At 44.9% G+C, this 20,720-nt stretch carries 15 protein-coding genes and 4 pseudogenes; 7 read left to right on the plus strand and 12 right to left on the minus strand.

The genetic code is table 11. The features are described 5' to 3' along the window. Positions 1-78: 78 nt before the first annotated feature. Positions 79-1,965, plus strand: coding sequence for a methyl-accepting chemotaxis protein (locus ACED41_RS03165; RefSeq protein ID WP_371724453.1), 1,887 nt, complete (start codon positions 79-81; stop codon positions 1,963-1,965). Between the two features lie 106 nt (positions 1,966-2,071). Here ACED41_RS03165 and ACED41_RS03170 read toward each other — a convergent pair whose 3' ends face one another. Beyond that, positions 2,072-2,473, minus strand: coding sequence for an ACT domain-containing protein (locus tag ACED41_RS03170; RefSeq protein ID WP_371724454.1), 402 nt, complete (start codon positions 2,471-2,473; stop codon positions 2,072-2,074). Between the two features lie 145 nt (positions 2,474-2,618). After that, a complete protein-coding gene (locus tag ACED41_RS03175) occupies positions 2,619-3,512 on the minus strand; it encodes a LysR family transcriptional regulator (protein ID WP_017069834.1) in 894 nt (297 codons plus the stop codon). Between the two features lie 160 nt (positions 3,513-3,672). On the opposite strand from ACED41_RS03175, the gene ACED41_RS03180 reads away from it, so the two are divergent. The 3 genes from ACED41_RS03180 to ACED41_RS03190 all read left to right on the plus strand — a co-directional run bounded on the left by ACED41_RS03180 (position 3,673) and on the right by ACED41_RS03190 (position 8,003). Next, complete coding sequence (locus ACED41_RS03180) at positions 3,673-4,572, plus strand: Vmh family MBL fold metallo-hydrolase (RefSeq protein WP_371724455.1); 900 nt, start codon at positions 3,673-3,675, stop codon at positions 4,570-4,572. 310 nt (positions 4,573-4,882) lie between these two features. Continuing rightward, a complete protein-coding gene (locus ACED41_RS03185; RefSeq protein WP_371724456.1) occupies positions 4,883-5,698 on the plus strand; it encodes a TauD/TfdA dioxygenase family protein in 816 nt (271 codons plus the stop codon). A 256-nt stretch (positions 5,699-5,954) separates the two neighbouring features. Continuing rightward, positions 5,955-8,003 carry a response regulator gene (locus ACED41_RS03190; protein WP_371724457.1) on the plus strand — a complete coding sequence of 683 codons (2,049 nt, stop codon included), beginning with the start codon at positions 5,955-5,957 and terminating at the stop codon, positions 8,001-8,003. 150 nt (positions 8,004-8,153) lie between these two features. Here the strand turns inward: ACED41_RS03190 and cqsA are convergent, their stop codons facing one another. Further along, the gene (gene cqsA, locus ACED41_RS03195) at positions 8,154-9,335 is read right to left on the minus strand and encodes an alpha-hydroxyketone-type quorum-sensing autoinducer synthase (protein WP_371722118.1); all 1,182 of its coding nucleotides are present in this window, start codon (positions 9,333-9,335) and stop codon (positions 8,154-8,156) included. A 289-nt stretch (positions 9,336-9,624) separates the two neighbouring features. Then, positions 9,625-10,721 (minus strand): annotated as a pseudogene (locus ACED41_RS03200) (PLP-dependent aminotransferase family protein); the annotation flags it as partial. Here ACED41_RS03200 and ACED41_RS03205 point away from each other — a divergent pair. Continuing rightward, positions 10,712-11,443, plus strand: a pseudogene (locus ACED41_RS03205) (DMT family transporter); the annotation flags it as partial. The pseudogenes ACED41_RS03200 and ACED41_RS03205 overlap by 10 nt on opposite strands. Before the next feature lie 117 nt (positions 11,444-11,560). Here ACED41_RS03205 and ACED41_RS03210 read toward each other — a convergent pair. Further along, positions 11,561-11,698: pseudogene (locus ACED41_RS03210) on the minus strand (GTP-binding protein); the annotation flags it as partial. Positions 11,699-12,147: 449 nt separating this feature from the next. On the opposite strand from ACED41_RS03210, the gene ihfA reads away from it, so the two are divergent. Next, on the plus strand, positions 12,148-12,444 hold the full coding sequence (gene ihfA, locus ACED41_RS03215; RefSeq protein ID WP_004734853.1) for an integration host factor subunit alpha: 297 nt from the start codon (positions 12,148-12,150) through the stop codon (positions 12,442-12,444). A 172-nt stretch (positions 12,445-12,616) separates the two neighbouring features. Here ihfA and ACED41_RS03220 read toward each other — a convergent pair. Beyond that, positions 12,617-13,611 (minus strand): annotated as a pseudogene (locus ACED41_RS03220) (ABC transporter substrate-binding protein). Positions 13,612-13,804: 193 nt separating this feature from the next. Then, positions 13,805-14,581 carry a RelA/SpoT domain-containing protein gene (locus tag ACED41_RS03225; RefSeq protein ID WP_017059130.1) on the minus strand — a complete coding sequence of 259 codons (777 nt, stop codon included), beginning with the start codon at positions 14,579-14,581 and terminating at the stop codon, positions 13,805-13,807. Positions 14,582-14,905: 324 nt separating this feature from the next. On the opposite strand from ACED41_RS03225, the gene ACED41_RS03230 reads away from it, so the two are divergent. Beyond that, positions 14,906-15,559, plus strand: coding sequence for a thiopurine S-methyltransferase (locus ACED41_RS03230; RefSeq protein ID WP_371724458.1), 654 nt, complete (start codon positions 14,906-14,908; stop codon positions 15,557-15,559). A gap of 114 nt (positions 15,560-15,673) precedes the next feature. Here the strand turns inward: ACED41_RS03230 and purT are convergent, their stop codons facing one another. From purT to sbcB, 5 genes are all read right to left on the minus strand, one after another. Next, positions 15,674-16,849: a formate-dependent phosphoribosylglycinamide formyltransferase gene (purT, locus tag ACED41_RS03235; protein WP_137002067.1), complete on the minus strand. Its 1,176-nt coding sequence runs from the start codon at positions 16,847-16,849 to the stop codon at positions 15,674-15,676. Positions 16,850-17,016: 167 nt separating this feature from the next. Then, the gene (gene cdd / locus ACED41_RS03240; RefSeq protein WP_017059133.1) at positions 17,017-17,904 is read right to left on the minus strand and encodes a cytidine deaminase; all 888 of its coding nucleotides are present in this window, start codon (positions 17,902-17,904) and stop codon (positions 17,017-17,019) included. 286 nt (positions 17,905-18,190) lie between these two features. Further along, the gene (locus ACED41_RS03245; RefSeq protein ID WP_017059134.1) at positions 18,191-18,868 is read right to left on the minus strand and encodes an LrgB family protein; all 678 of its coding nucleotides are present in this window, start codon (positions 18,866-18,868) and stop codon (positions 18,191-18,193) included. Positions 18,869-18,870: 2 nt separating this feature from the next. After that, positions 18,871-19,242, minus strand: a complete 372-nt coding sequence (locus ACED41_RS03250) for a CidA/LrgA family protein (protein WP_004734867.1) — start codon at positions 19,240-19,242, stop codon at positions 18,871-18,873. 25 nt (positions 19,243-19,267) lie between these two features. Further along, positions 19,268-20,692 (minus strand): exodeoxyribonuclease I, encoded by a 1,425-nt coding sequence (sbcB, locus tag ACED41_RS03255; protein WP_017070926.1) that lies wholly within the window; start codon positions 20,690-20,692, stop codon positions 19,268-19,270. Between the last annotated feature and the right edge of the window lie 28 nt (positions 20,693-20,720).

Raw genomic sequence — 20,720 nt, forward strand, 5'->3', positions numbered from 1 at the left:
AAATATATCCCGCTTGCAAACCGCTTTGGCAATCAATTTGTTCGCCACGGTTTATTACTTCCAAATTATAGGTTTCCTATGTTCAAGAAACTCTCGCTTAAAAATAAGCTGGCGATTTCAGCCAGTATGGCCATTATCCTGGGGGGGATTTTGGTCGAGGCATTGTCTTTTCGTGCTTCACTGCAAAGGTTGGATATTGAAGTTGAACAGCGCTTAGAGGGCGCATCGGCTTCGTACAATCAATATGTATCGGATTGGATCTTATCCAAAGAGCGTGCGCTTACTTCTCTTTCGAAAGAGTCCAAACAAGAAAGCTTGGTGACTTATCTAAAACAGGTTCGTGACTCAGCCTCTTTTGATAATGTCTTCTTGGCATTTCCTGATGGTTCGCAAAAGAACGCGAACGGTGTTGTGTTGCCACCGGGCAATGATGATCCACGCGTATGGGGTTGGTACACCAATGCGGTTGCGAACCCAAGCAAGGTGTTCATGGATAACCCAACGGTTGCTGCAGCAACTGGGGTGAACGTTGTTTCATTAGGAACAGCAATGCAACTGCATGGGCAACAGGTTGTGTTGGGTGCTGATGTAGAAATTACAGACATCTTAAACAGTCTAGAGCAGGTGATTCTTCCAGGTGAAGGTTACATGTTCATCGCGACCAACAAGGGCACGGTTTATACGCACCCTGACACTAAGTTACTGAACAAAAACATCAGCTCACTTGGGTTACATTTTGCGGACGTACAAAAGGCGCTGACTAGCGGTAAAGACACTTCTATCGAGTTGAATGGCAGCGACTATGTTCTGTACGCACGTGCGATTGATGGAACGAGCCTGATTACTGTGAGCGTTGTTAACCATGACTCTCTGGTTGCGCCACTATTTGATGCAGTGATTGGTCAAGTGTTGGTGACGCTACTTGTGGTGATCGTATGTACCATACTGTTTAACCTGTTGTGTACGATTCTATTCCGCCCGTTGAACCACGTTTCTCAAGCACTGGCGCAAATCGCGAATGGTAGTGGTGATTTAACTCAACGCATTCATGTTGAAAACCAAGATGAAGTGGGCGAGTTGGCTCATAACTTCAATACCTTCGTTGGAAGTTTACAGCAGTTGATTGGCCATATCCGTGGGCAGTCAGAGCAGCTAAACAGCCAGTCAGAGCAAAGTGCTCAGCGTGCGAACCGTTCGGTGGATGAGCTTAATCATCAGCAGCAAGAAATCACCATGGTCGCGACGGCCGTAACTGAAATGGCGAGCGCCACGCAAGAGATAGCATCGCATGCCGAGCAAACAGCAAAAGCGGCGCAAGATTCAGCGACAAGCACTAACAGCGGTCACGCTCTGGTTGTGGATACCAAAGGTTCAATCAATAACCTAGCCAATGAAGTGAACGAAGCGGGTAGTGTGATTAGCGAACTTAACAAGCATGCTCAAGAGATCTCGACTGTACTCGCAACGATTCAAGGCATTGCAGAACAAACCAACTTACTTGCTTTGAATGCAGCGATTGAAGCGGCTCGTGCTGGTGAACAAGGTCGTGGATTTGCTGTGGTAGCGGATGAAGTACGTGTGCTTTCACAGCGTACCCACTCTTCAACGGAAGAGATCAAATCAACGATTGATATCCTGCAGCGCACAACGACCCAAGCCGTTGAGCTTATGGAGAGCAGTTCTAAACTGGCAATACACTCAGTAGAGGATGCCGACAGAGCTTCGCATGCGCTTAAAGAGATCAACTCGGCGGTGGCTTTGATCAGTGACATGGCGACTCAAATCGCGACGGCTGCTGAAGAGCAAACACACGTGACGGGTGAAATTACCCAAAATATTACGACCATTAAAGATGTTACTGACCACCTAGTTGTGGGCGCACAGGACAGCTTAACTGAGTCAAACGAACTTAAAAGCCAAGCCGCGGGTTTAAGCGACAAAGTGGCCACTTTTAAGCTTGCTTAACTGTTTCACTCGCTGATGCCTGATCAGTGAGTGCGCGGTAAGCAATAAGTCAAAGCGACGTAGATTACGTCGCTTTTTTTGTGTCTGTGAACAATCGAATTCTTTACTAATCCGCTTCTGAAAATTCTCTAAGCGCACTCATTGCGGCTTCAGCTTTGTCTTTCTGAACGAAGATATGGTCGTGATAAAAGCCAGCAATCACGTTGGCGCTAATGCCGTAAGAACCAAGCTTGGTGGCAAAGGCTGCTGTTAATCCAACCGCTTCAAGACTGGAATGTACCGACAATGTAATCAGGCTAAACACACCATCGAAGTCTAGCTGAGCTTTGGTCGCAACGTCTTCTTTCAGAACCAGCGTTAAACCTTCTTTCTCACGAAAAGTCGAGATTGGATTGAGCTGAACATAGTCTGCCAATCCCCCGCCTACAGTACAAAAAACATAGTTGCCTTCAATGAGTTCTGGTGACATGGACTTTAACAAAATGTCTAAATCGGTAATGGCAGCCATAGTCAGTTTCCCTGCGTGAATAAGCTAATTGATGATGTATGCAGTCACGATAGAAGCAACTGACAGTTAAGTAAAATTAATGATTTTAATTCTGCATCAGTTTTACTAATGGCAAGTTTTCCTCCTTAGTGATGGCATCGTACTTCTACCAACTTGTCGATTGTTCCATCTCGTCAGATAAATGGTCGATAAAGGCTCTTAACAGCGGTGTGACTTGTTTACGCGTTCCATAAATAGCATGAACACCGAGCGTTTTAGGTTGCCATTCAGAAAGCAGTGGCACTAATAGACCATCACGCATCAAGGTTTCCACTGAAGGGAAGGGCAGTAAACAGATACCGTTGCCTTTGAGTGTGGCAGAAAGCAGAACCTCTGAGGTGTTTGCACTGATATTCCCTTTAATCGGAACCGATTCGAGCCCATTGGGGCCATTGAACGTCCAAGCGGTTTTGCCAAAGTAACTGAACGATAAACAGTTGTGGTGCGCTAGATCTTGGGCTTCTGTGGGTGTGCCTTTCTCTTTTAGATATTGAGGCGATGCGCAAATCACGGAGCGGCATTCACCGATCTGCTTCGCGACAATATTGGGCGTCAGTTCGTTGGTTATGCGAATGGCCAAATCGATGCGTGACTCAACCAGGTTGACGGTCTGATCAGTCGAGATAATGTCGATAGAAACCTCTGGCCATTTGGCGATGAAGCGACTAATTGATTCCATCAAGAAGCTATCGACAATCGAGTAGCTCGCAGTAATACGCAGCTGACCTTTTAAATGCTCTCGGTTTTGGTTTCTGATCCCAGCTAGGGATGTTTCCAGTGCCAAAAGTTCTCTGGCGACCTCAAGTGTTTCTTTACCTGCGCTGGTTAAACTCAAGCTTCGTGTTGTTCTGTGAAGCAAGCGTGTGTCCATCCATGCTTCTAACTCACCCAAATAACGAGTGACCTTGGTTCGTGAGAGATCAAGGTGCTCTGCCGCAGCGCTTAAACTGCCACGTTCCACTATGGTGACAAAGACATTCATTGCCTCGAGTTTATCCATTGTTTTATTGCCTAGAGAATTAAACCGACCTCAGTATATGTCCGAAAACTGCAATAGTTAAAGTCAATTTGATATCTATTTCATCTAAAAACAATCAAATAAGATATTTGGACATTCAACGAGTTGGCAGGTGTTCAACTCCAAGTATCGGAATAAAGCCATGAATACGTTATCGAAAAACCTGTTATTAAAAAGCATGCTTTTAGGAACCATAAGCCTAGGAACCGTGCTGGCATCAAGTGTTGCTTTAGCTGTGGATCTGAACATCACTCACTATAACCCCGGTGAGAACGCGATATTCCCTGCAAGCTCGGTATTGGTTTCGGGTGAGAAAGAAGTGATTCTATTTGACGCACAATTCAGTGTCGCAGACGGACAAAATTTGGTGGAGCAAATCAAAGCCACAGGCAAAAAATTATCGATGGTTTACATCAGCAGCGGCGACCCAGATTACTACTTTGGTTTGGAACCGATAGTTTCGGCATTTCCTAACGTTAAAGTCGTTGCCAGTGAAGCCGTTGTCGCGCATATCAAACGCACCAAAGATGCAAAGCTTGAATACTGGGGGCCTATATTAGAAGGCAACGCGCCCTCTAAGGTGATTGTTCCAATGGTGATGAACGACACAACATTAAGCATCGAAGGTGAAACCATCGAAGTGAAAGAGATAAATACACACCAAGCTTACCTATGGGTTCCGTCTGAAAAAACGGTGTTTGGTGGCGTGTCGGTGTATAGCGGTGTGCATGTATGGATGGCAGATACTGCATCGAAAGAGATTCGTAGCCAGTGGTCACAATCGTTGGAGCGTATGAAAGCACTAGAGCCAGAGGTTGTAATTCCGGGTCACTATTTAGGTGAAATGCCAACAGGAATAAATGCAGTTCACTTCACGAAGGATTATGTGGCTGATATTGAAAAAGCGTTGGCGAGCAAAAGTAATCCAACATCGGTCGAGATCAGTGATTACATGAAGAAAGCCTACTCGAAATTTGAGGCTACGGAAGGCGATTTAGAACTTGGCGCGAAAGTGCTAAGCGGCGAAATGGCTTGGCACTAGAGTTGATTATCTCGGTTGTGTCCCAGAACAGTCTGAAGATTGTATGCTAGATTTATTGGTGATACACAACTGGAGATATCGATGATCTGGCTTTCAGTGAAAGTACTACAGATTGGACTTGTCTATGGATACAGGAAGTATCAAAAAACGAAAAGAGCTCCAGCTTAGGAGCTCTTTTTTTGTTTCGGAGAGACGACTTTCTATTTCAAGTGAGAAAGAAAATCAGCATTTACCCGGTTTACAGTTAGTAGTCAGATTAGCCTAGTAGCCAGATCCGCCCTGCAACTCAATATCACCAATAAGCGAAAGTATGTTGAAAATAGAACCCATTACTCCTCACATCGGCGCTCGTATTCACGAACTAGAGCTTTCTACATGCAGTGCTGATGAACTCGATAAGGTGTATCAGGCACTTATTGCCCATCAAGTGATCTTTCTCGACGGGCAGACTTTGTCTCCAGAACAACACTTGATGATTGCACAGCGCTTTGGAACGTTAGAACCTGCACATCCTTTCTTCCCTCGCGTGGAAAGTGCGCCACAGGTGAGTGTGATTGAAACAACCCGTGGCAATGCGCCAAAGGAAAGTTATTGGCATACCGACTTAACGTGGCGCAGCTTGCCGTCGAAAGCTTCCCTGTTGCATGCTCAACACATTCCAAGCATTGGTGGTGACACTATCTGGTGTTCTATGACTGCGGTTTTTGAATCTCTACATGAAGATATGAAAGCTAAGTTGAGAGGGTTGTCGGCGACTCATTCGCTTGTGGCCTTTGAAGGTATAGAATCAGAAGACATTGATCTCGATTGGCACAAATCCTTGATTAAAACAGCACAGGAGAATCCGCCAGTGGTTCACTCTGTTGTTCAAGTTCATCCTGAAACGGATAAAGAAACGCTCTGTATCAATGAACAGTTTACTTGTTATATCAACGAACTCGACCGCAAAGAGAGTGATGTTTTACTCAGCCAACTGTTTGAAATTGCGAGACGCCCTGAGTTTCAAGTTCGTTTCAAATGGGACAACGGCTCAATGGCGATCTGGGATAACAGGGTAACGCAACATTACGCAGTGATAGATTACGGGGATACTCCAAGAAAAATGCATCGAGTAACAGTGACATAGCGGTAAGCTGAACACAGTTATCAAAAGAACACCGCGCATGCCCATCCCTGAACCAAGCACTCGTACTTAAATTTAAGCGTCAGCAGGGTGCATCATTCATCTACGCTTAATAATAAAAACAAATGCGTTGGTACATATTTGATTGAAACCTCACTGCTCGGACGTGATGTGTAATATAATCGGCGCCAAAATATAAGTATAAAAACCAAATCATAGAATTAATAAACGTCAGGGCTTAGAGAGCAAAGTATTTCGTATGAACGCGATTCGTAAAGTTTACCAGTACGCAGAACCGAATTTAACCCTCGTGGGTTGGATGGGCTTTGTCGGCTTCCCAATTTACTACATTGTGTGGGAGTTTTTGTTCCCGCAACCCTACGAAAACTTAGCGCTTCGCCTGTTTTGCTCGGTATTGTTCTTTGGCATTATATTTCGCAATCGCGTCCCATTTGAATGGCGAAAATACCTTCCGGCTTATTATCAAGTTGCCGTAACTATCTGTTTGCCAGGTTTCTTCTTCTACATGCTGCTAATGAATAATTGGTCCAACGTTTGGGTTATGTCATTCATGTCGGCTATTTTCCTCCATATTTTATTGGTGCACGTGACGAGAGTGATGTTTGCACAAACCTTTGCCGGTATTGGGATTGCTACCTTGTGCGCTTGGATTGCACAAGGCTTCTACCTCGAACTCACAATGGATTGGACGCATGTGCCAATCTTTTTGTTTATCTACTTATTCGGCAACTTGTTCTACTTCCGCAATCAGGTGGAACATGAAAACAAGGTGTCATTGGCGAAGTCTTTTGGTGCGGGTATTGCCCATGAGATGCGAAACCCTCTAAGCGGATTACTTACCTCTATTGATGTCATGCAGTCCATATTGCCGAACCCTAAAAGTGGCGATCAAAAAGGGCAATATGCGTTAAGCAATGAAGAAGTGATTCAGTTGCGTGAAGTGGGCGATGAAGCGATGGAGATCATTCATTCCGGTAACGAAACGATAGATCTGTTACTGACTTCAATTGATGAAAACCGAGTCTCTCGATCTACGTTTAAGAAGCATTCAGCGCAAGCGGTGGTTGAGGATGCGATAGACAGTTTCAATTACAAGCGCTCTGCTGATAAATCAGCAATCTCTTTAGACGTACAGAGTAACTTTGATTTCTTGGGTAGCGACACTTTGTTGAAGTACGTGATGTATAACTTGTTCAAGAACGCATTCCACCATCGCAGCCCTGAAGATTTTCATATTCATGTCACCATGTCTAGTGATGAAGTGGCCAATCAAATAATGGTTACCGATAACGGATCAGGCATCTCAAATGATGTGATTCGACGCATTTTTCAGGACTTTTATACTACTGGCCAATCGGGTAATTACGGCTTAGGTTTGCCATTTTGTCAGAAGGTAATGCGCTCGTTTGGTGGTGAAATTAAATGTCAGTCTGAAGTGGATCAATGGACACAGTTCACGATGACTTTTCCGTCTTTGTCTTCCCATTCGGTGAAAGAAATCAAGAATGAACTGACTAAACTTAAGACTGTGCTAATGGTGAGTGACCAGAAAGTTCTCACCAATAAAATGACTGAGGTAGCCCGTTTTATGGGGTTTGAGCTCACGGTGTTGGATGTAGCATCAGCGCTTAAAAATAAGGAATACCAGTTCGAATTCGACTTGATTTTCGTTGATATGGAGAGCTTGGATTTAAGAGCCAATTGCCTCGATAAGATTGAATCGTTACTTTCGTTCACTGAGGCGCGAATCATTTACTTGTATGAGCGTCATCCTATCAAGCGTGTACGTAACATTTCTTTCGAGCCTATTTGGGTGGAAACACAAGTCTGGCTACTAAATACTAAAGCGACCATTGACCGTTTACTGTTTGACTCCAACTACGTGATGCCATCGGTTGCTGTAAAACCGCTAGAGGCCACCACTAGACGTACGATTATGGTGGTCGATGACAATGAATCTCTACGCCGATTTACGGCAATGTTATTGGAAAAACAGGGCTTTGATGTTGTGCAAAAAGAAGACGGACAACAAGCCTTAGATGCGCTTGATACCGACGAAATCGACTTGATCCTAATGGATATTGAAATGCCAATCATGGATGGTGTTGAAGCTTCTCGCCGAATTCGCAGTGCCGACAAAGAATACTCTTCGGTGCCGATTATTGCTCACACGGGTGACAGTTCTCCCGTTACCTTGGAAAAAATGGAATCATCAGGCATGTCGGACTTTATTGTTAAACCTGCCGATAAAAACCGACTGTTTGATAAAATTGCTCACTGGATTTAGCGGGTGTAATAGTCTGAAGTTCACGGCCATTGGGTAGACATAGATTCAAGAAAGAGCTCAGCGAATTGCTGGGCTCTTTTTGTATCGCGACATGATAGCGTCCATTCAGTCCTGCCGTTGGTGTTGGTTATAAATATGGTTCGAAAAAGGTTACACGAACTCTAACTCGGGGTGATGGTACGCTTCGTGACAAACCGTGAGCACATGGTCAATGTCTCTTGGCGTCATATCGGCATTCACTGAAAAACGGATGATGTTTTTGTTCTTGCCAGTCGCAGGGCGGCAGAATACCGCACCGAACACATCACGTTCTTCTAAGAAGTCTCGCACACGCTCCGTGTTTCTTTCATTGCCGCACTCTAGCGCTACAATTTGAGACTCACTGCGGATATTAAAGCCAATTCGCTTTAGCCCCGTAGTCAGCGACTTAGCCCGATTGAATAAGGCTTCTCGTTTGTCTTCCGCACCTTTGATCACCTCCAACGTTTTCTCTAAACGAACCACTTCTTGTGGTAACACTGTTGAGCTAAAAATCGCAGGGTACGCCACAAACGGCAAGGTTTTAGACAGTTGTTTAGGGCCAAGGATTGCCCCAGCGCGATAAGCAAAGGTTTTTGCCAAGCTAACGGTGATGAAGTCGACTTGCTTGGTGAGCCCCAATGCTTGCACTAAGCCTGCACCATTCTCTCCATGTGTACCCAGTGAATGGGATTCATCAACGACGACCGCACAATCAAACTCTTGCGCCATTTCGTAGATGTCGCACAGTGGGGCAATGGTGCCTATTGTGCTGTAAACCGAGTCGACAACAATGACACCTGAGCCGTGGCGCTCTAACTGTTTGCGTAGGTGATTCATATTGTTATGCATAAACGGATGGGCAACTGCGCCGGCAGCCCGAATCCCTTCCCATAGCGACATGTGTGCAAGGAAATCAATATACACAGGTGTGCCCGGTGGGCAGATGGTTTGCAATAGCCCAATATTGGCCGCCCAGCCCGATTGAGAAAGCAAACAGCTCTCCATTCCAACATAGTTCGCAAGCTCAGTTTCGAACGCAGGTTTAGACTGCTCATCTTGTAAGAAAATCGCAGACATCACCACGTTGTCATCGTGCTCACAGATCGCCGCTTGATGGGCTTGTTGGATCTGTTTGTTGTGTGACAGCGCTAGGTAATCATTGCTCTGCATCACAACGGCACTGCGCTGGGGGCGTTTACCCAATACCAAATGCTTTTGGCTTTGGTTCTGGGTAATCAGGTCTTGAATATAGAAGTTCAAGCGTTCTTCGATAAAGGAAGGTAGTGGTTTGTTTTTTGTTTTATCACTCATAATAGTTCTCTTCAAATACAGGAAAACGCCAGCGCTGACGGCTGTATATTGACGATAAAAAGTGATGTGTCATTAGCCAAGTTGCATAAATTTGTGGGTGCTTGCAAACTCAGCATTTAAGGGTTTTGAGGCGAGTGGGTTTCCTTACGGTTCGGGGCTTTACCCGAATTAAGATAGGAATAATAGCCTTCTTTTTTATGACAAAAGGCTATTAGAATTCGGCATTCGAAGGCATTTAAAAAAGCGGATTTTGAAAGGCTACGTGCTACGTGCTACGTGCTACGTGCTGTTAGCTGTGAATATGGATAAGCTCGATTAAGGCATCCAATTGCTGCTTGGCTCCACCCTCTAACGAATACCCAATATTGATGCGTAAGCAATTGCTGTAAAGGTCGAGAGTGCTGAACAGGTGTCCAAGCCTAATATCAATGTTCTTCTCGGTAATGCCCTGAGCAAAGGCTGAGTGGGCAGGGCAACGCCGTAGCTCGCAGCTGAGAACTGAGCCTTGTATTCGTTGATAAACCTGCCCGGCAAGCACCATCCCAAACGGTAACTCGGTGACAAACTTTTCGATACTGATCCACACCATAAGACAAAACCGCCTTTGTCGTAGTATTTCGCGGGGAGCGGCGTGTGTGAGGAGTAGGACAGTTCCAGATACACATCATCTTCAATGATCGGCACTCGATAGTGATTCGCTAATTCAGCCAGTTTCTGCTTTTGAGTGGCTGACATGTTGATCCCTTGAGGGTTCATATGAGAGGTACAAAAGATCGCGGCATCGACTTGTTTATTTTTCAAATGCGCTTCCAGTTGTTGCAAGTCGACACCATCATCTAGAGACGGGATCTCGATGATTTTTCGCGACATTTGTCCGAGCAATTCCAGAATACCGTTGAAACATGGCGAGCTAATAGCGATGGTGTCGCCTTCTTTAGTGCAAGATTCAAGTGCGGCCTTAATCGCAGACATACAGCCAGCCGTAATCACCATCTCTTCAGGTGAAAAGTGCACATCGAGCTTGGCAAAATGAGTGGATAATGCCTGTCGTAAAATCGGCTCACCTTGTGTATCTGGGTAATGGTTAAGCCTGTTGCTCATACGCCTAATAGCGCGACGAAAACTTCGTTCCAGTTCAACGATCGACTGCTCATCATTAGTGGTGCTCGAAACCCCTAAAGGCCCATTGATTGAGTTGTGAGTCGATGAGGTTTGCCTAACGCTGGACACCTTACTCTCAAACTGTGCCCACTCTGGGGTTGAGTGAGCAGGTTTATGAGGAGAAACAAAATATCCCGCTTGCGGTCGAGAATGAATCCAACCTTGTGATTCCAGTTTTTGGTAGCAGCTCACCACGGTCGACATGCTGATCGCCTGTTGCTTGGCGCTACTTAGTCAGTTATGGCTTTGTGTTCGGTGTGGGTATCTGGGGTATGGCTTCATGGTCGATCACTGCTGGTTTATCGTCTGGGCTTTCATCGGTCTTGCTTTCAACCAACGTATTAATCGGCATGGCGGTTGGCGTGTGGTTGTTCAAGGAGAGTGCTTCTATTCGTAAATTATTGGGTGCGATGCTAGCTATGTGTGCATTGGCGGTATTGGTATCTGCAGCTACGGGTAATGTCACCGTTAATGGCGTGATCTTGATTATGATTGCGGCGTGCAGTTGGACCTTGATGGGCGTGATTGTTAAGGCATCGAAAACCACTCAAGCTTTTGCGTTCAATGTCTGGGGGATGCTGTTTGCTCCAGTGCCATTAGTGTTATTTGCCGTGATGTTACATGGTGACCAAATTATCTGGCAGGGCATCGAACAATGGGATTGGAACACGACGATTGCGGTGCTGTTTCAGGCTTACCCAACCACGCTATTTGGTTATTGGGTATGGAATAAGCTGCTAATCCAATACCCTTTAAGCACGACCGCGCCGTTAACCTTGTTAGTGCCTATCTTCGCATTGATTAGCGGTTACTTTATGTATGATGAGGTGCTGTCTGTGGCTCAGGTTGTTGCATCAATACTGTTTCTTGTCGGAATTGGTTTGATTGTGAAACCTGCGAATGTAACGAATACCAAAGCGACACAAACACTTGCTGAACAAAAATGATTGAAGAAAGCTGATATTGCATGAGCAGCTTTGAATGACAAATAAGACCTCGCACTTGTGAGGTCTTATTCTATGTCGAAGAAGTGAAGTTATTTAAATAACCAACTTACTAAGCAATCAACTAACCATACACGCAAGTAACTGGCTCTCAAGATCATCGTCTATTTCTAGACCGATCATTTCTATTCTGATTTCGATACACTCATCGAGTTCTGATTCCGTCAAGCCATCCTCTGTTAAGTTGTGACCGAAAACCTCAAAAGAACATAGGCTTTTATAAGTGAATTCGAATTAAATTCTGAAATGATACAAATCTTATATTTAATAACGCTTATTTAGTAACCTTTGTTGAGTCCCATATCAAATCAAGTGGCTGATTTTATTGGGTATCGGAGAAAAGTCTCAAAAATTATTATTTAGTTCGCTAAAGTTTTAAATTCTATTAATGGTTGTTTGTATGGAATATAACTCCATTTCGTTACTGTTGAGTAGATGGTTTTTAGCTATATATGTGAAATTTGAAGCGAGTTATCTTTCTGATTTGAAAGAATAATTAAATAGTTAAGATAAAAAAGTTGGCGAAAATCAGAAGCTTGGCATACACTTTCCTTGTAAATGACCTTATCTCATTGATTGAATAGGGTAAATGCTTTGGCGCTACTGGCGATGGTAGCAATGTTTAACATAGCTTTGAGGAAAGTTTTATGGCACTCACGAAGGCCGATTTGGCTGAGAACCTGTTTGAGACACTCGGATACAGCAAGCGGGATGCCAAGGAAACGGTGGAAGTGTTTTTCGAAGAAGTTCGTAAAGCGCTCGAAAATGGCGAACAGGTAAAACTGTCTGGTTTTGGTAATTTTGATCTTCGCGAGAAAAACGAGCGACCTGGTCGTAACCCGAAAACTGGTGAAGACATTCCAATTTCTGCTCGACGTGTTGTTACTTTTAGACCGGGACAAAAACTAAAGGCCCGTGTCGAAAATATTAAAATCGAGAAGTAGCCAAGCAATAGACCACGCCTAGCGTGGTCTTTTTGTATCTGCATAGAGTTTAAGCTAAACGCATTTCTTTAATTTTTAGTAACCTTTCTCAAACTCCATCTATTTACTGTCCGGTAAGAACTTGCTTTAGATGCGAAAACAGAGGCTAGGCCTCTGACTTTGAATCTTCACTCTAAAGGGCTTGTTGAACCTTACTTGCGATGTCTTCAGACACCCAAGGCTTCCATACCTGTGGTGAGCTTTCTAGAAAGTAATACATGGCTTCTTCGGCGTCGGCTTGGTTGTCTTCCATCCAGGCCAGCAACTCACTCATTTGTTTATTGGTAAAACCACGCTTTTCAAAGTATTGGTAGGCAAGAGGTTCGTTATTAGCAAAGGCTTCTGTGGTGATTGTGTGAACCGGTGCTGGTGGATACATGGTCACTTTAGGAGATTCACAATCAGGTTGTGTCGTACAGTTACGGAATTCCTCAATGTCAGTACCACTTCCGAAATCAACCTTCACCATTTCATACTTACCTAGCACAGGCGTAGGCGACCAGTAATATCCAAACCATGCTTTTTTGCGTTCGTAAGCTTTCGCTATCGTACCTGCTAAAGCGGCGCCTGAGCCGGGATCAACCATTTCAAAATTGTGATCTTCTAACTTAAGCGCATCGAACAGGTGACCGGAGGTAATCTGACAAGTCCAACCCGCAGGGCAGCTATAAAACGCAAACTTCTCATCATCTTCTGGGTGTTCAAACAGCTTTGCGTTTTTAATCACACCTTCAATGGTTGTAAGCTCTGGGTACTGTTCAACAAGGTAGTTTGGTACCCAGAAACCTTCTTCACCGCCGTTGACCAAAGACTTGCCCCCGTAACGTAGACGCTTATCCGCAACACCCTTATCCAACGCTTCTTTGATGCCATTAGTCCAAAGCTCTGGCGCAACATCAGGTTGACCTTTTTCAATCATTGACGTGCCCGTAGGGACGCTATCACCGGGGATTAAGTCCGCTTCACAGCCGTAGCCGTTATTCAAAATGAATTGGTCGACATGAGCAATAGGCTCGCCGAGTTCCAGTTCATGTCTGCAATGGTGATCTTTCCGCATTCGTCAGCACTAGCGTGTACAGAAAACGCAGCAAGTAGCGCGATGGAAAGCATGGATTTGTTATTCTGCATTGACGTAATTCCTTTTCTTGTCAGAAGCTTATTCGCTATAGAAACAGAAATGTTCGACGGAGAAAAGAGACTGAGATCTAAATTTAAACGATCTGATTATTTGGGATAGGAAGTGGAGAGGCTACTCAACAAGTACTAAAAAGGGCTGCGAGTGCAGCCCTTGTGATGTTTATTGGAATAGCCTATCTATGTGTTAAGCCGCTTTAATGTGCGTTGTAATGTACGGTTGCCATGCTTGTTGGTAAAGCTCTAAAGATTGGCGTCGTAGGCTATTGATTTGTGCCGCTTCGATATCGTTGATTGGGCGATGTTCTGCAATTGCGTGACGCTCAATGCCTTGGATAATTTCGTACAGCTCGTGCTCAGGACCACTTTTCACGTCAGCAATCGCTTTTAAGTGAAGTTGAACCTCTGCAATGATGTTGGTTTTAGGCAAACGAACCAACAAGTTAAGGTCACGGTAACCAGAGTCAGCCGGCGATTTAAACTTGTTTTTCAGCTTAACAACGTCTGCTTCACGGCTTAGCGCTTCGTAAACTTCAACCAAGCTCTCTACATCGTTCGCGATGATAGTTGCACGGGCTAAGTCGGTAATTTTTGTCACATCACCATCAAGCTCAAGGGCGATTTTTTCTTCTGCGCGAGCTTGAGATTTAACGCCAGCAAATAGCGCTTCAGAATTGGTGAGTAGGGCAGTACTTTTACAGATAGTTTCTAGTTCAGCTTGGCCTTGATGCGCTTTGCTGTACAAAATATCGAAGTCGGTGTAAGGCTGAGTCGGGCGTGAGTCGAAGGCTTTGATGCCGTAAAGGCCGCTCAAACTATGACGGAATACGTTTGAAGATACTTGGTTTTGCGCAGGAGTGCGCGTTTGATCTGTTGAACTTGTTGAAACAGGTGCTGCTGCGAATGCAGGCGCTCGGCTCAATACCAAAAGCATTAGGGCCGTCGTACGGAGAAATACACTCATTCAAACTCCAAAATACAAGGTTACAAAAAACGGGTAGTCAAAAGGGGTAACCAGTAACGCACAAGAGTAAAAACAGCTTAACTAATTTCACTACATATTAAATGAGGCTAGCTAAGACAGAAACCAATTCTAACGTTTAATATTGCTTTAAAATGTGAAGATATAGCCAAATAACCCAACCGTTAGTTCCGCAATTATCAGAACTTTGAACTTAGCCAGTTTCTGATTTTATCGAAATCAATTTAGTACTTTAAACCAAGCTAAGGTTGCTCTTACCTCTCTATACTGTACCCTTGCATTATGACTGTTTAACATGAACGAAAGATGAATAATCCTGAATTTTGGCACAATAAATGGGCAGCCAACCAAATTGGTTTCCACCTCGAAGATGTAAACCCACTTCTGATTAAATTTTGGGAAAATACTGAGCCTAGCTACGAGAAGAGTGTGTTTGTTCCACTTTGTGGCAAAAGTGAAGATCTGATTTGGCTAGCTTCAAAGCATGAAGATGTTCAAGGTGTCGAGTTAAGCCAGATTGCGGTTCGCGCATTTTTTGCAGAGCACCTTTATACCCCGACTGTGACTCAAATTAGCGGTCAGCACGAGCTCTACCAATTCGATGAACTGAACATCTACACGGGCGATTACTTTTCAGCGCCAATCCAACCTGTCGATACCATTTATGATCGCGCGTCTTTAGTCGCATTGCCTGAAGAGATGCGAGTGCAGTACGTAGAGCGCTTAAAACAACTGCTGAAACCGGGCGGTAAGATCCTTCTGGTGACTCTGGATTATGATCAAAGCGAGATGGCGGGGCCTCCGTTTAGCGTACCTAAACTAGAGATCGATCAGTTGTTCTCAGGATACAAAATCACATTGTTGAATCAAGATATAGCGAACGATGAACATCCGAAGATTGCTAAGAAAGGTTTGTCTCGCTTCTGTGAAGAAGTGTATTTGATTGAGTCAGACGCTTAAGTTCAGTCTGCTTAGTTAAGCCAACAGATAACACCAACAAAAAGACGGGCTCGATAGCCCGTCTTTTTTATTGTTCAGATTTGAACTCGTGATTGTTCAGAATTGAATAGCAGGTTAGTAAATCACTTTTACTTTTGACGCGCTCTCAATTGCATCTTCAATCGCTGTCTCAGTGCTGTTGCGACGAGTAAGCGCCACACCAAGACGACGGCGACCATCGATATCAGGCTTACCAAACAAGCGAACTTGCGTTTGTGGTGCGTCTAGCGCTTCTGCAAGGCCTTCAAAGCGGATATTCGTTGATGTGCCTTGACCAAGGATTACGGCAGAGGCACAAGGGCCATACTGAGTAATTGATTTGATCGGCATACCTGTAAATGCGCGTACGTGTAGTGCAAATTCCGATGAGTCTTGAGACATCAGAGTAACCAAGCCAGTATCATGTGGGCGAGGGGAGACTTCATTGAAGATCACGTGGTCGCCTTTAACGAACAGTTCAACACCAAAGATGCCGTGACCGCCTAATGCGTTAACCACTTGCTCTGCCGTGTATTGCGCCGCTTTAAGTGCGTTGTCAGACATGACCTGTGGCTGCCATGATTCACGGTAATCACCGTCTTCTTGACGGTGACCGATAGGTGCACAGAAGTGAACACCGTCGACTGCGCGAACGGTAAGTAGCGTAATTTCGTAATCGAAGTCGATGAAGCCTTCAACGATTACACGACCCGCGCCAGTACGACCGCCTTCTTGTGCGTAGTCCCAAGACTTCTGAATGTCTTCCTCTGTTTTGATAACGCTTTGGCCTTTACCTGAAGAGCTCATTACTGGCTTAACAACGCAAGGCATGCCCACGAATTCAACAGCGGAAGCGAAGTCTTCAAAGGTGTCTGCAAAGCGGTAAGGTGAAGTGCTCAGTTTGAGTTCTTCTGCGGCTAGACGACGGATACCTTCGCGGTTCATCGTTAGCTTGGTCGCATTCGCAGTTGGAACGACATTTAAGCCTTGCGCTTCTAGCTCTACCAACTTGCTGGTGGCAATAGCTTCAATTTCAGGAACCACATAATCTGGCTTTTCTAGTTCAATGATCGCTTGAAGTGCATCGCCGTCTAACATGTCTAATACATGGCTACGATGCGCAACTTGCATCGCTGGTGCGTCTGCATAACGGTCACAAGCAATAACTTCCAAACCTAAACGTTGGCACTCGATAGCAACTTCTTTGCCGAGTTCACCTGAACCTAATAGAAGTACACGAGTAGCATTTTCACGAGTAGCAGTACCAAACATAGAAATTCCTTCCGATCTTTTGAGCGATTGATTGAAAACGGGGTGATCATACTTATTTCAATGATAAAAGCAAACGTTTGCGCAAGTTGTTGCGTTAATTACAGGTATAAAAAAAGCAGCCCCGTTAAATAGGGCTGCTTATTTAAATTTTTGTTAATTATATGTACTTAGATTGCTAAGTAAGTCACTGGAATGTCGGGATTAATCGCTTCTAATGTAGATTGCGTATCCGCTAGGTGACTGATGCTACCTTCTGCGATTTCAACCAAAGCAGCACTTTCAATTTGTTCGAAATCGAAGCCAGCCAGTTTAAGTTGAATTAACGCGACTTGAAGGGGTGGTAGGCTCGGGTTGAACGCCGCATTTTCTGCGTAAGCACCCGTAAAAATTTCACCTGACGTCAGTTGTAGTGAAACACCACTTAGGTTTTTGGTGTAAGGAGCATGGCTGCGGTTTAGTGCTGCTAGCGCTTCTACAACAATAGGCGTTGTTTCTTCGGTCGTGTACTTATGATCAAGCTTTGTCATTAGGCCAGTTGTCACACCTAAATCAGCAGGGCCGAACGAGTCTGGTAGGTACTCTTGCAGAGACATTTCATCACGTTGTGGCAGCTGAACTTTAAGTTCTTTTGCTGTTGTCAGTTCGTTCATGAATTGACGACAGTGACCACAAGGACTGAAGTTGATGGTGATATCTGAGATACCTAGTTCGCCTTTCATCCAAGCGTGGCTGATTGCAGATTGCTCAGCGTGAACGGTTTGACCAAGTTGAGCACCAGCGATTTCAAGGTTTGCACCAAAATACAGAGTACCAGACAAACCACGCACGATTGCACCAACATAAAAGTCAGATAACGGAGCGTAAGAATACGCTGCGGCAAAAGGAAGTAGCGCAATACGTAGTTCGTCATCCGCTAGACCACTTGCTTGCAGTAGGCTAGCAAATTGTTCTGGAGACAATGTCGCGTCAAAGTTGTCTGCTAATACGATGTCACTCAAAAGCGCTTTCATTGATGATGGAGCACTTTCCAGCGCCAGGGTAATACGACTGTTCATGTTGAATCCTTAATTGACCTTAGGCTTTAAGTTTATGCATTGCTCAGGAATTTTCTGTGATAAAAATCACTATTGAATTGTTGTTGTTACATTGGTTTGCATAATTAGAGTGAGGTCACACTTGAAATCGATTACAAGAGCCATTTATACAGCTGATATCGCACTTATTGCTCGTAAAAGACCGTGACTTGACTGCTATTGCTAAATAAATGCGAATAAAAAGCCCAAACAGACACTGTAATAAACAGCATTCTGGTTGGGCTGAATCGCGTAGTGATCGTTTAGGTTAAGAGTAGAACCAAACCACGAGCGAAAATATACTCGGTGCGATGATTGAGGTAATGACGCCACAAAGCACAAGAGCCAAAGAACTGAATGCTGCATCTTCCTGATTCTTTTCCGCACAAGTCGCGGTGCCTAAAGCGTGAGACACGGTACCCATGGTTAAACCACGGGCGATCGGGCTCTTAATACCAATGAGGTTGTAGATTGGGTAAGCAAAAATTGCCCCAAATAGACCCACAATCAATACCAGTATTGCCGCAATCGCTGCTTCACCACCTAAATGGCTCGATACTTCCATTGCAATTGGCGTGGTGACTGATTTGCCTAACAAGCTCGCAATCAAAGTTAAGTCCGCTTTAAATGCTACTGCGATCACTGCCGTTGTTGTCATCGACATCACACTGCCTAGCGTGCACGCAAAGGTAATGATGCGCCAGTTGGCTCTGATTTGAGGTAGCTGCTCATAAAGTGGGTAAGCAAGTGCAACAACCGCAGGCTGCAGCATGTAGGTAATCCAAGTGTTGTCAGCATAGTAAGTCTCAAACGGTACTCTAAAGAACGTGAGAATCGGAATGATGATACCAATGCTGATAAGCAGGGGGTTACACAGCGGCGAGTTTACTTTTTGACTTACCCAGCGAGCAAATAGGAATACCACGATGGTGAGTAGAATCCACATGATCAGTTACCTCTCGAAAGCAAGCGGTCTAAGAACCATGATAAGGATACTAACACCAATAATGTGCCACCAACGGCGCTCGCCATAATTGGCAATGCGTTCGCGATGAGCATGTCGAAATGATCCATCAACCCAACACTGATCGGAACAAACAGTAAGATCATTAGGCGGATAATCAAGCTTGCACCGGGTTGTACCCAGTGCGAAGGAACAATACCAATCACCATGGCGGCAAACAGAATCAACATGCCAAAAATACTGCCAGGGATTGAGGTATCCAAAAAGTGCTGTAACGCGTTACCTGCTGTAAGTGCACCTATGATTAAGGTGAAGGAGATTAAGCAGTAAACCAGTTGGATCAATCTTTCTTTCAAAGTGTTACGTCTCTTGATAATGGAATTAGCTAGCTAACTTTTCTACGTACTGATAAACCGCCTTCAAGATAGCCATTTTCTTCTCGTCGCTTTCATGTTCGTGCGCGAGGTTTTCAAGGTTGAGCATGTACTCTTCTAAACGGCACTCATAAAACTCACGACAATGGTTCGCCCATTTCAATTGCTCAGCTTCGTCGAGCGTCCATGGGAAGTTACGCGCACGGTAACGGAACAGTAACGGTTTAATTCGTTCGTCACTGAAGGTGATATCCAAAGCCGCCAAGTTGTTCGGGTCAGTTTCGCGAATGATGTTCATCGCTGTTTTATCAGCAGGTGAAAAGAAACCGTCGTAAAGGTGTGTATCAACATCATCACTCTTTTCGTACTCGCGCTCTTGTGAATACAGGCCGATCAGTTTTTCGCGGATCTCTGGGTGTTCGCGCAGCAGTGCCAAGTTTTTCAGGCATTGTTGGCGATCGATACCGATGGTTTCAGCATTTTCAGCCGTTAGCGTTTTGGCTGGAGCAAGAATAGGGCACTTGTTTAGCTGAACCAATTTGATGGGTACGGGTAGTTCGTCTTCACCCAGTTCACTGCGTTTGGTATAGAGCCTTTCTCTGAGTTCATCAGCGTCCAGTTCTAACAGTGGGCTTGGATCTTTGGCTAAATCAACCACGATAACCGCATTTTGATTGGTTGGGTGCCAAGCCATAGGCACAATCCAGCTGGTGTAGTTGCAGTCACGGCCAAACATGCCTGAAACGTGCATTAATGGTGTCATGTTTACGATATCAACCAGATCATTCAGCTTACGCTTATGACGCATGTTGTAAAGGTAATCGAACATCTTAGGTTGCGCAGCTTTCAGCTTCTTCGCTAACTCGATGGTCGCAATAACATCGGCCATCGCATCGTGCGCGTTCTCATGTTCAATGCCGTTTGCCACAGATAGGTGTTCCAGTTTGAAGCTTGGATAACCTTCTTCGTTCTCTGGCCAAACAATGCCTTCAGGGCGCAGTGCGTGAACAGCTCGCATTACATCTAATAAATCCCAACGCGAGTTGCCGTTCTGCCAGCTCCACGCATATGGGTCGATGAAGTTTCGGTAACAGGTGTAACGCGTTACTTCATCATCGAATCGAATACTGTTGTAACCAAGGCTTGTGGTGTTAGGTTTCGCTAACTCAGCATGGATCTTAGCGATAAACTCAGGTTCAGGAAGACCTTGTGAAGCCGCTTTCTGTGGTGTGATACGGGTGATCAACGCAGCTTCAGGCGCAGGGAGGTAATCAGCGGGAGGTTGGCAATAGATAACCAGAGGCTCTCCAATAACATTGAAATCTTGGTCGGTACGAACACCTGCAAATTGACTCGGACGGTCTTTTGCTGGGCTAACGCCCCAAGTTTCGTAATCGAAAAAGAAGTAGGTCGGCTGATTATCTGAACTCATTGAATTTCCTGAACAGCAAGCGCGGAAC

It is taken from the genome of Vibrio sp. 1F255, from assembly GCF_041439145.1.
Taxonomy (GTDB): Bacteria; Pseudomonadota; Gammaproteobacteria; order Enterobacterales; family Vibrionaceae; genus Vibrio; species Vibrio crassostreae_C.

What these genes read in the sequence shown, in the direction of transcription:
- ACED41_RS03165 (WP_371724453.1), top strand. Translation starts at nt 79, where the DNA reads ATGTTCAAGAAACTCTCGCTTAAAAATAAGCTGGCGATTTCAGCCAGT.
- ACED41_RS03170 (WP_371724454.1), bottom strand. Translation starts at nt 2,473, where the DNA reads ATGGCTGCCATTACCGATTTAGACATTTTGTTAAAGTCCATGTCACCA.
- ACED41_RS03175 (WP_017069834.1), bottom strand. Translation starts at nt 3,512, where the DNA reads ATGGATAAACTCGAGGCAATGAATGTCTTTGTCACCATAGTGGAACGT.
- ACED41_RS03180 (WP_371724455.1), top strand. Translation starts at nt 3,673, where the DNA reads ATGAATACGTTATCGAAAAACCTGTTATTAAAAAGCATGCTTTTAGGA.
- ACED41_RS03185 (WP_371724456.1), top strand. Translation starts at nt 4,883, where the DNA reads ATGTTGAAAATAGAACCCATTACTCCTCACATCGGCGCTCGTATTCAC.
- ACED41_RS03190 (WP_371724457.1), top strand. Translation starts at nt 5,955, where the DNA reads ATGAACGCGATTCGTAAAGTTTACCAGTACGCAGAACCGAATTTAACC.
- cqsA (WP_371722118.1), bottom strand. Translation starts at nt 9,335, where the DNA reads ATGAGTGATAAAACAAAAAACAAACCACTACCTTCCTTTATCGAAGAA.
- ihfA (WP_004734853.1), top strand. Translation starts at nt 12,148, where the DNA reads ATGGCACTCACGAAGGCCGATTTGGCTGAGAACCTGTTTGAGACACTC.
- ACED41_RS03225 (WP_017059130.1), bottom strand. Translation starts at nt 14,581, where the DNA reads ATGAGTGTATTTCTCCGTACGACGGCCCTAATGCTTTTGGTATTGAGC.
- ACED41_RS03230 (WP_371724458.1), top strand. Translation starts at nt 14,906, where the DNA reads ATGAATAATCCTGAATTTTGGCACAATAAATGGGCAGCCAACCAAATT.
- purT (WP_137002067.1), bottom strand. Translation starts at nt 16,849, where the DNA reads ATGTTTGGTACTGCTACTCGTGAAAATGCTACTCGTGTACTTCTATTA.
- cdd (WP_017059133.1), bottom strand. Translation starts at nt 17,904, where the DNA reads ATGAACAGTCGTATTACCCTGGCGCTGGAAAGTGCTCCATCATCAATG.
- ACED41_RS03245 (WP_017059134.1), bottom strand. Translation starts at nt 18,868, where the DNA reads ATGTGGATTCTACTCACCATCGTGGTATTCCTATTTGCTCGCTGGGTA.
- sbcB (WP_017070926.1), bottom strand. Translation starts at nt 20,692, where the DNA reads ATGAGTTCAGATAATCAGCCGACCTACTTCTTTTTCGATTACGAAACT.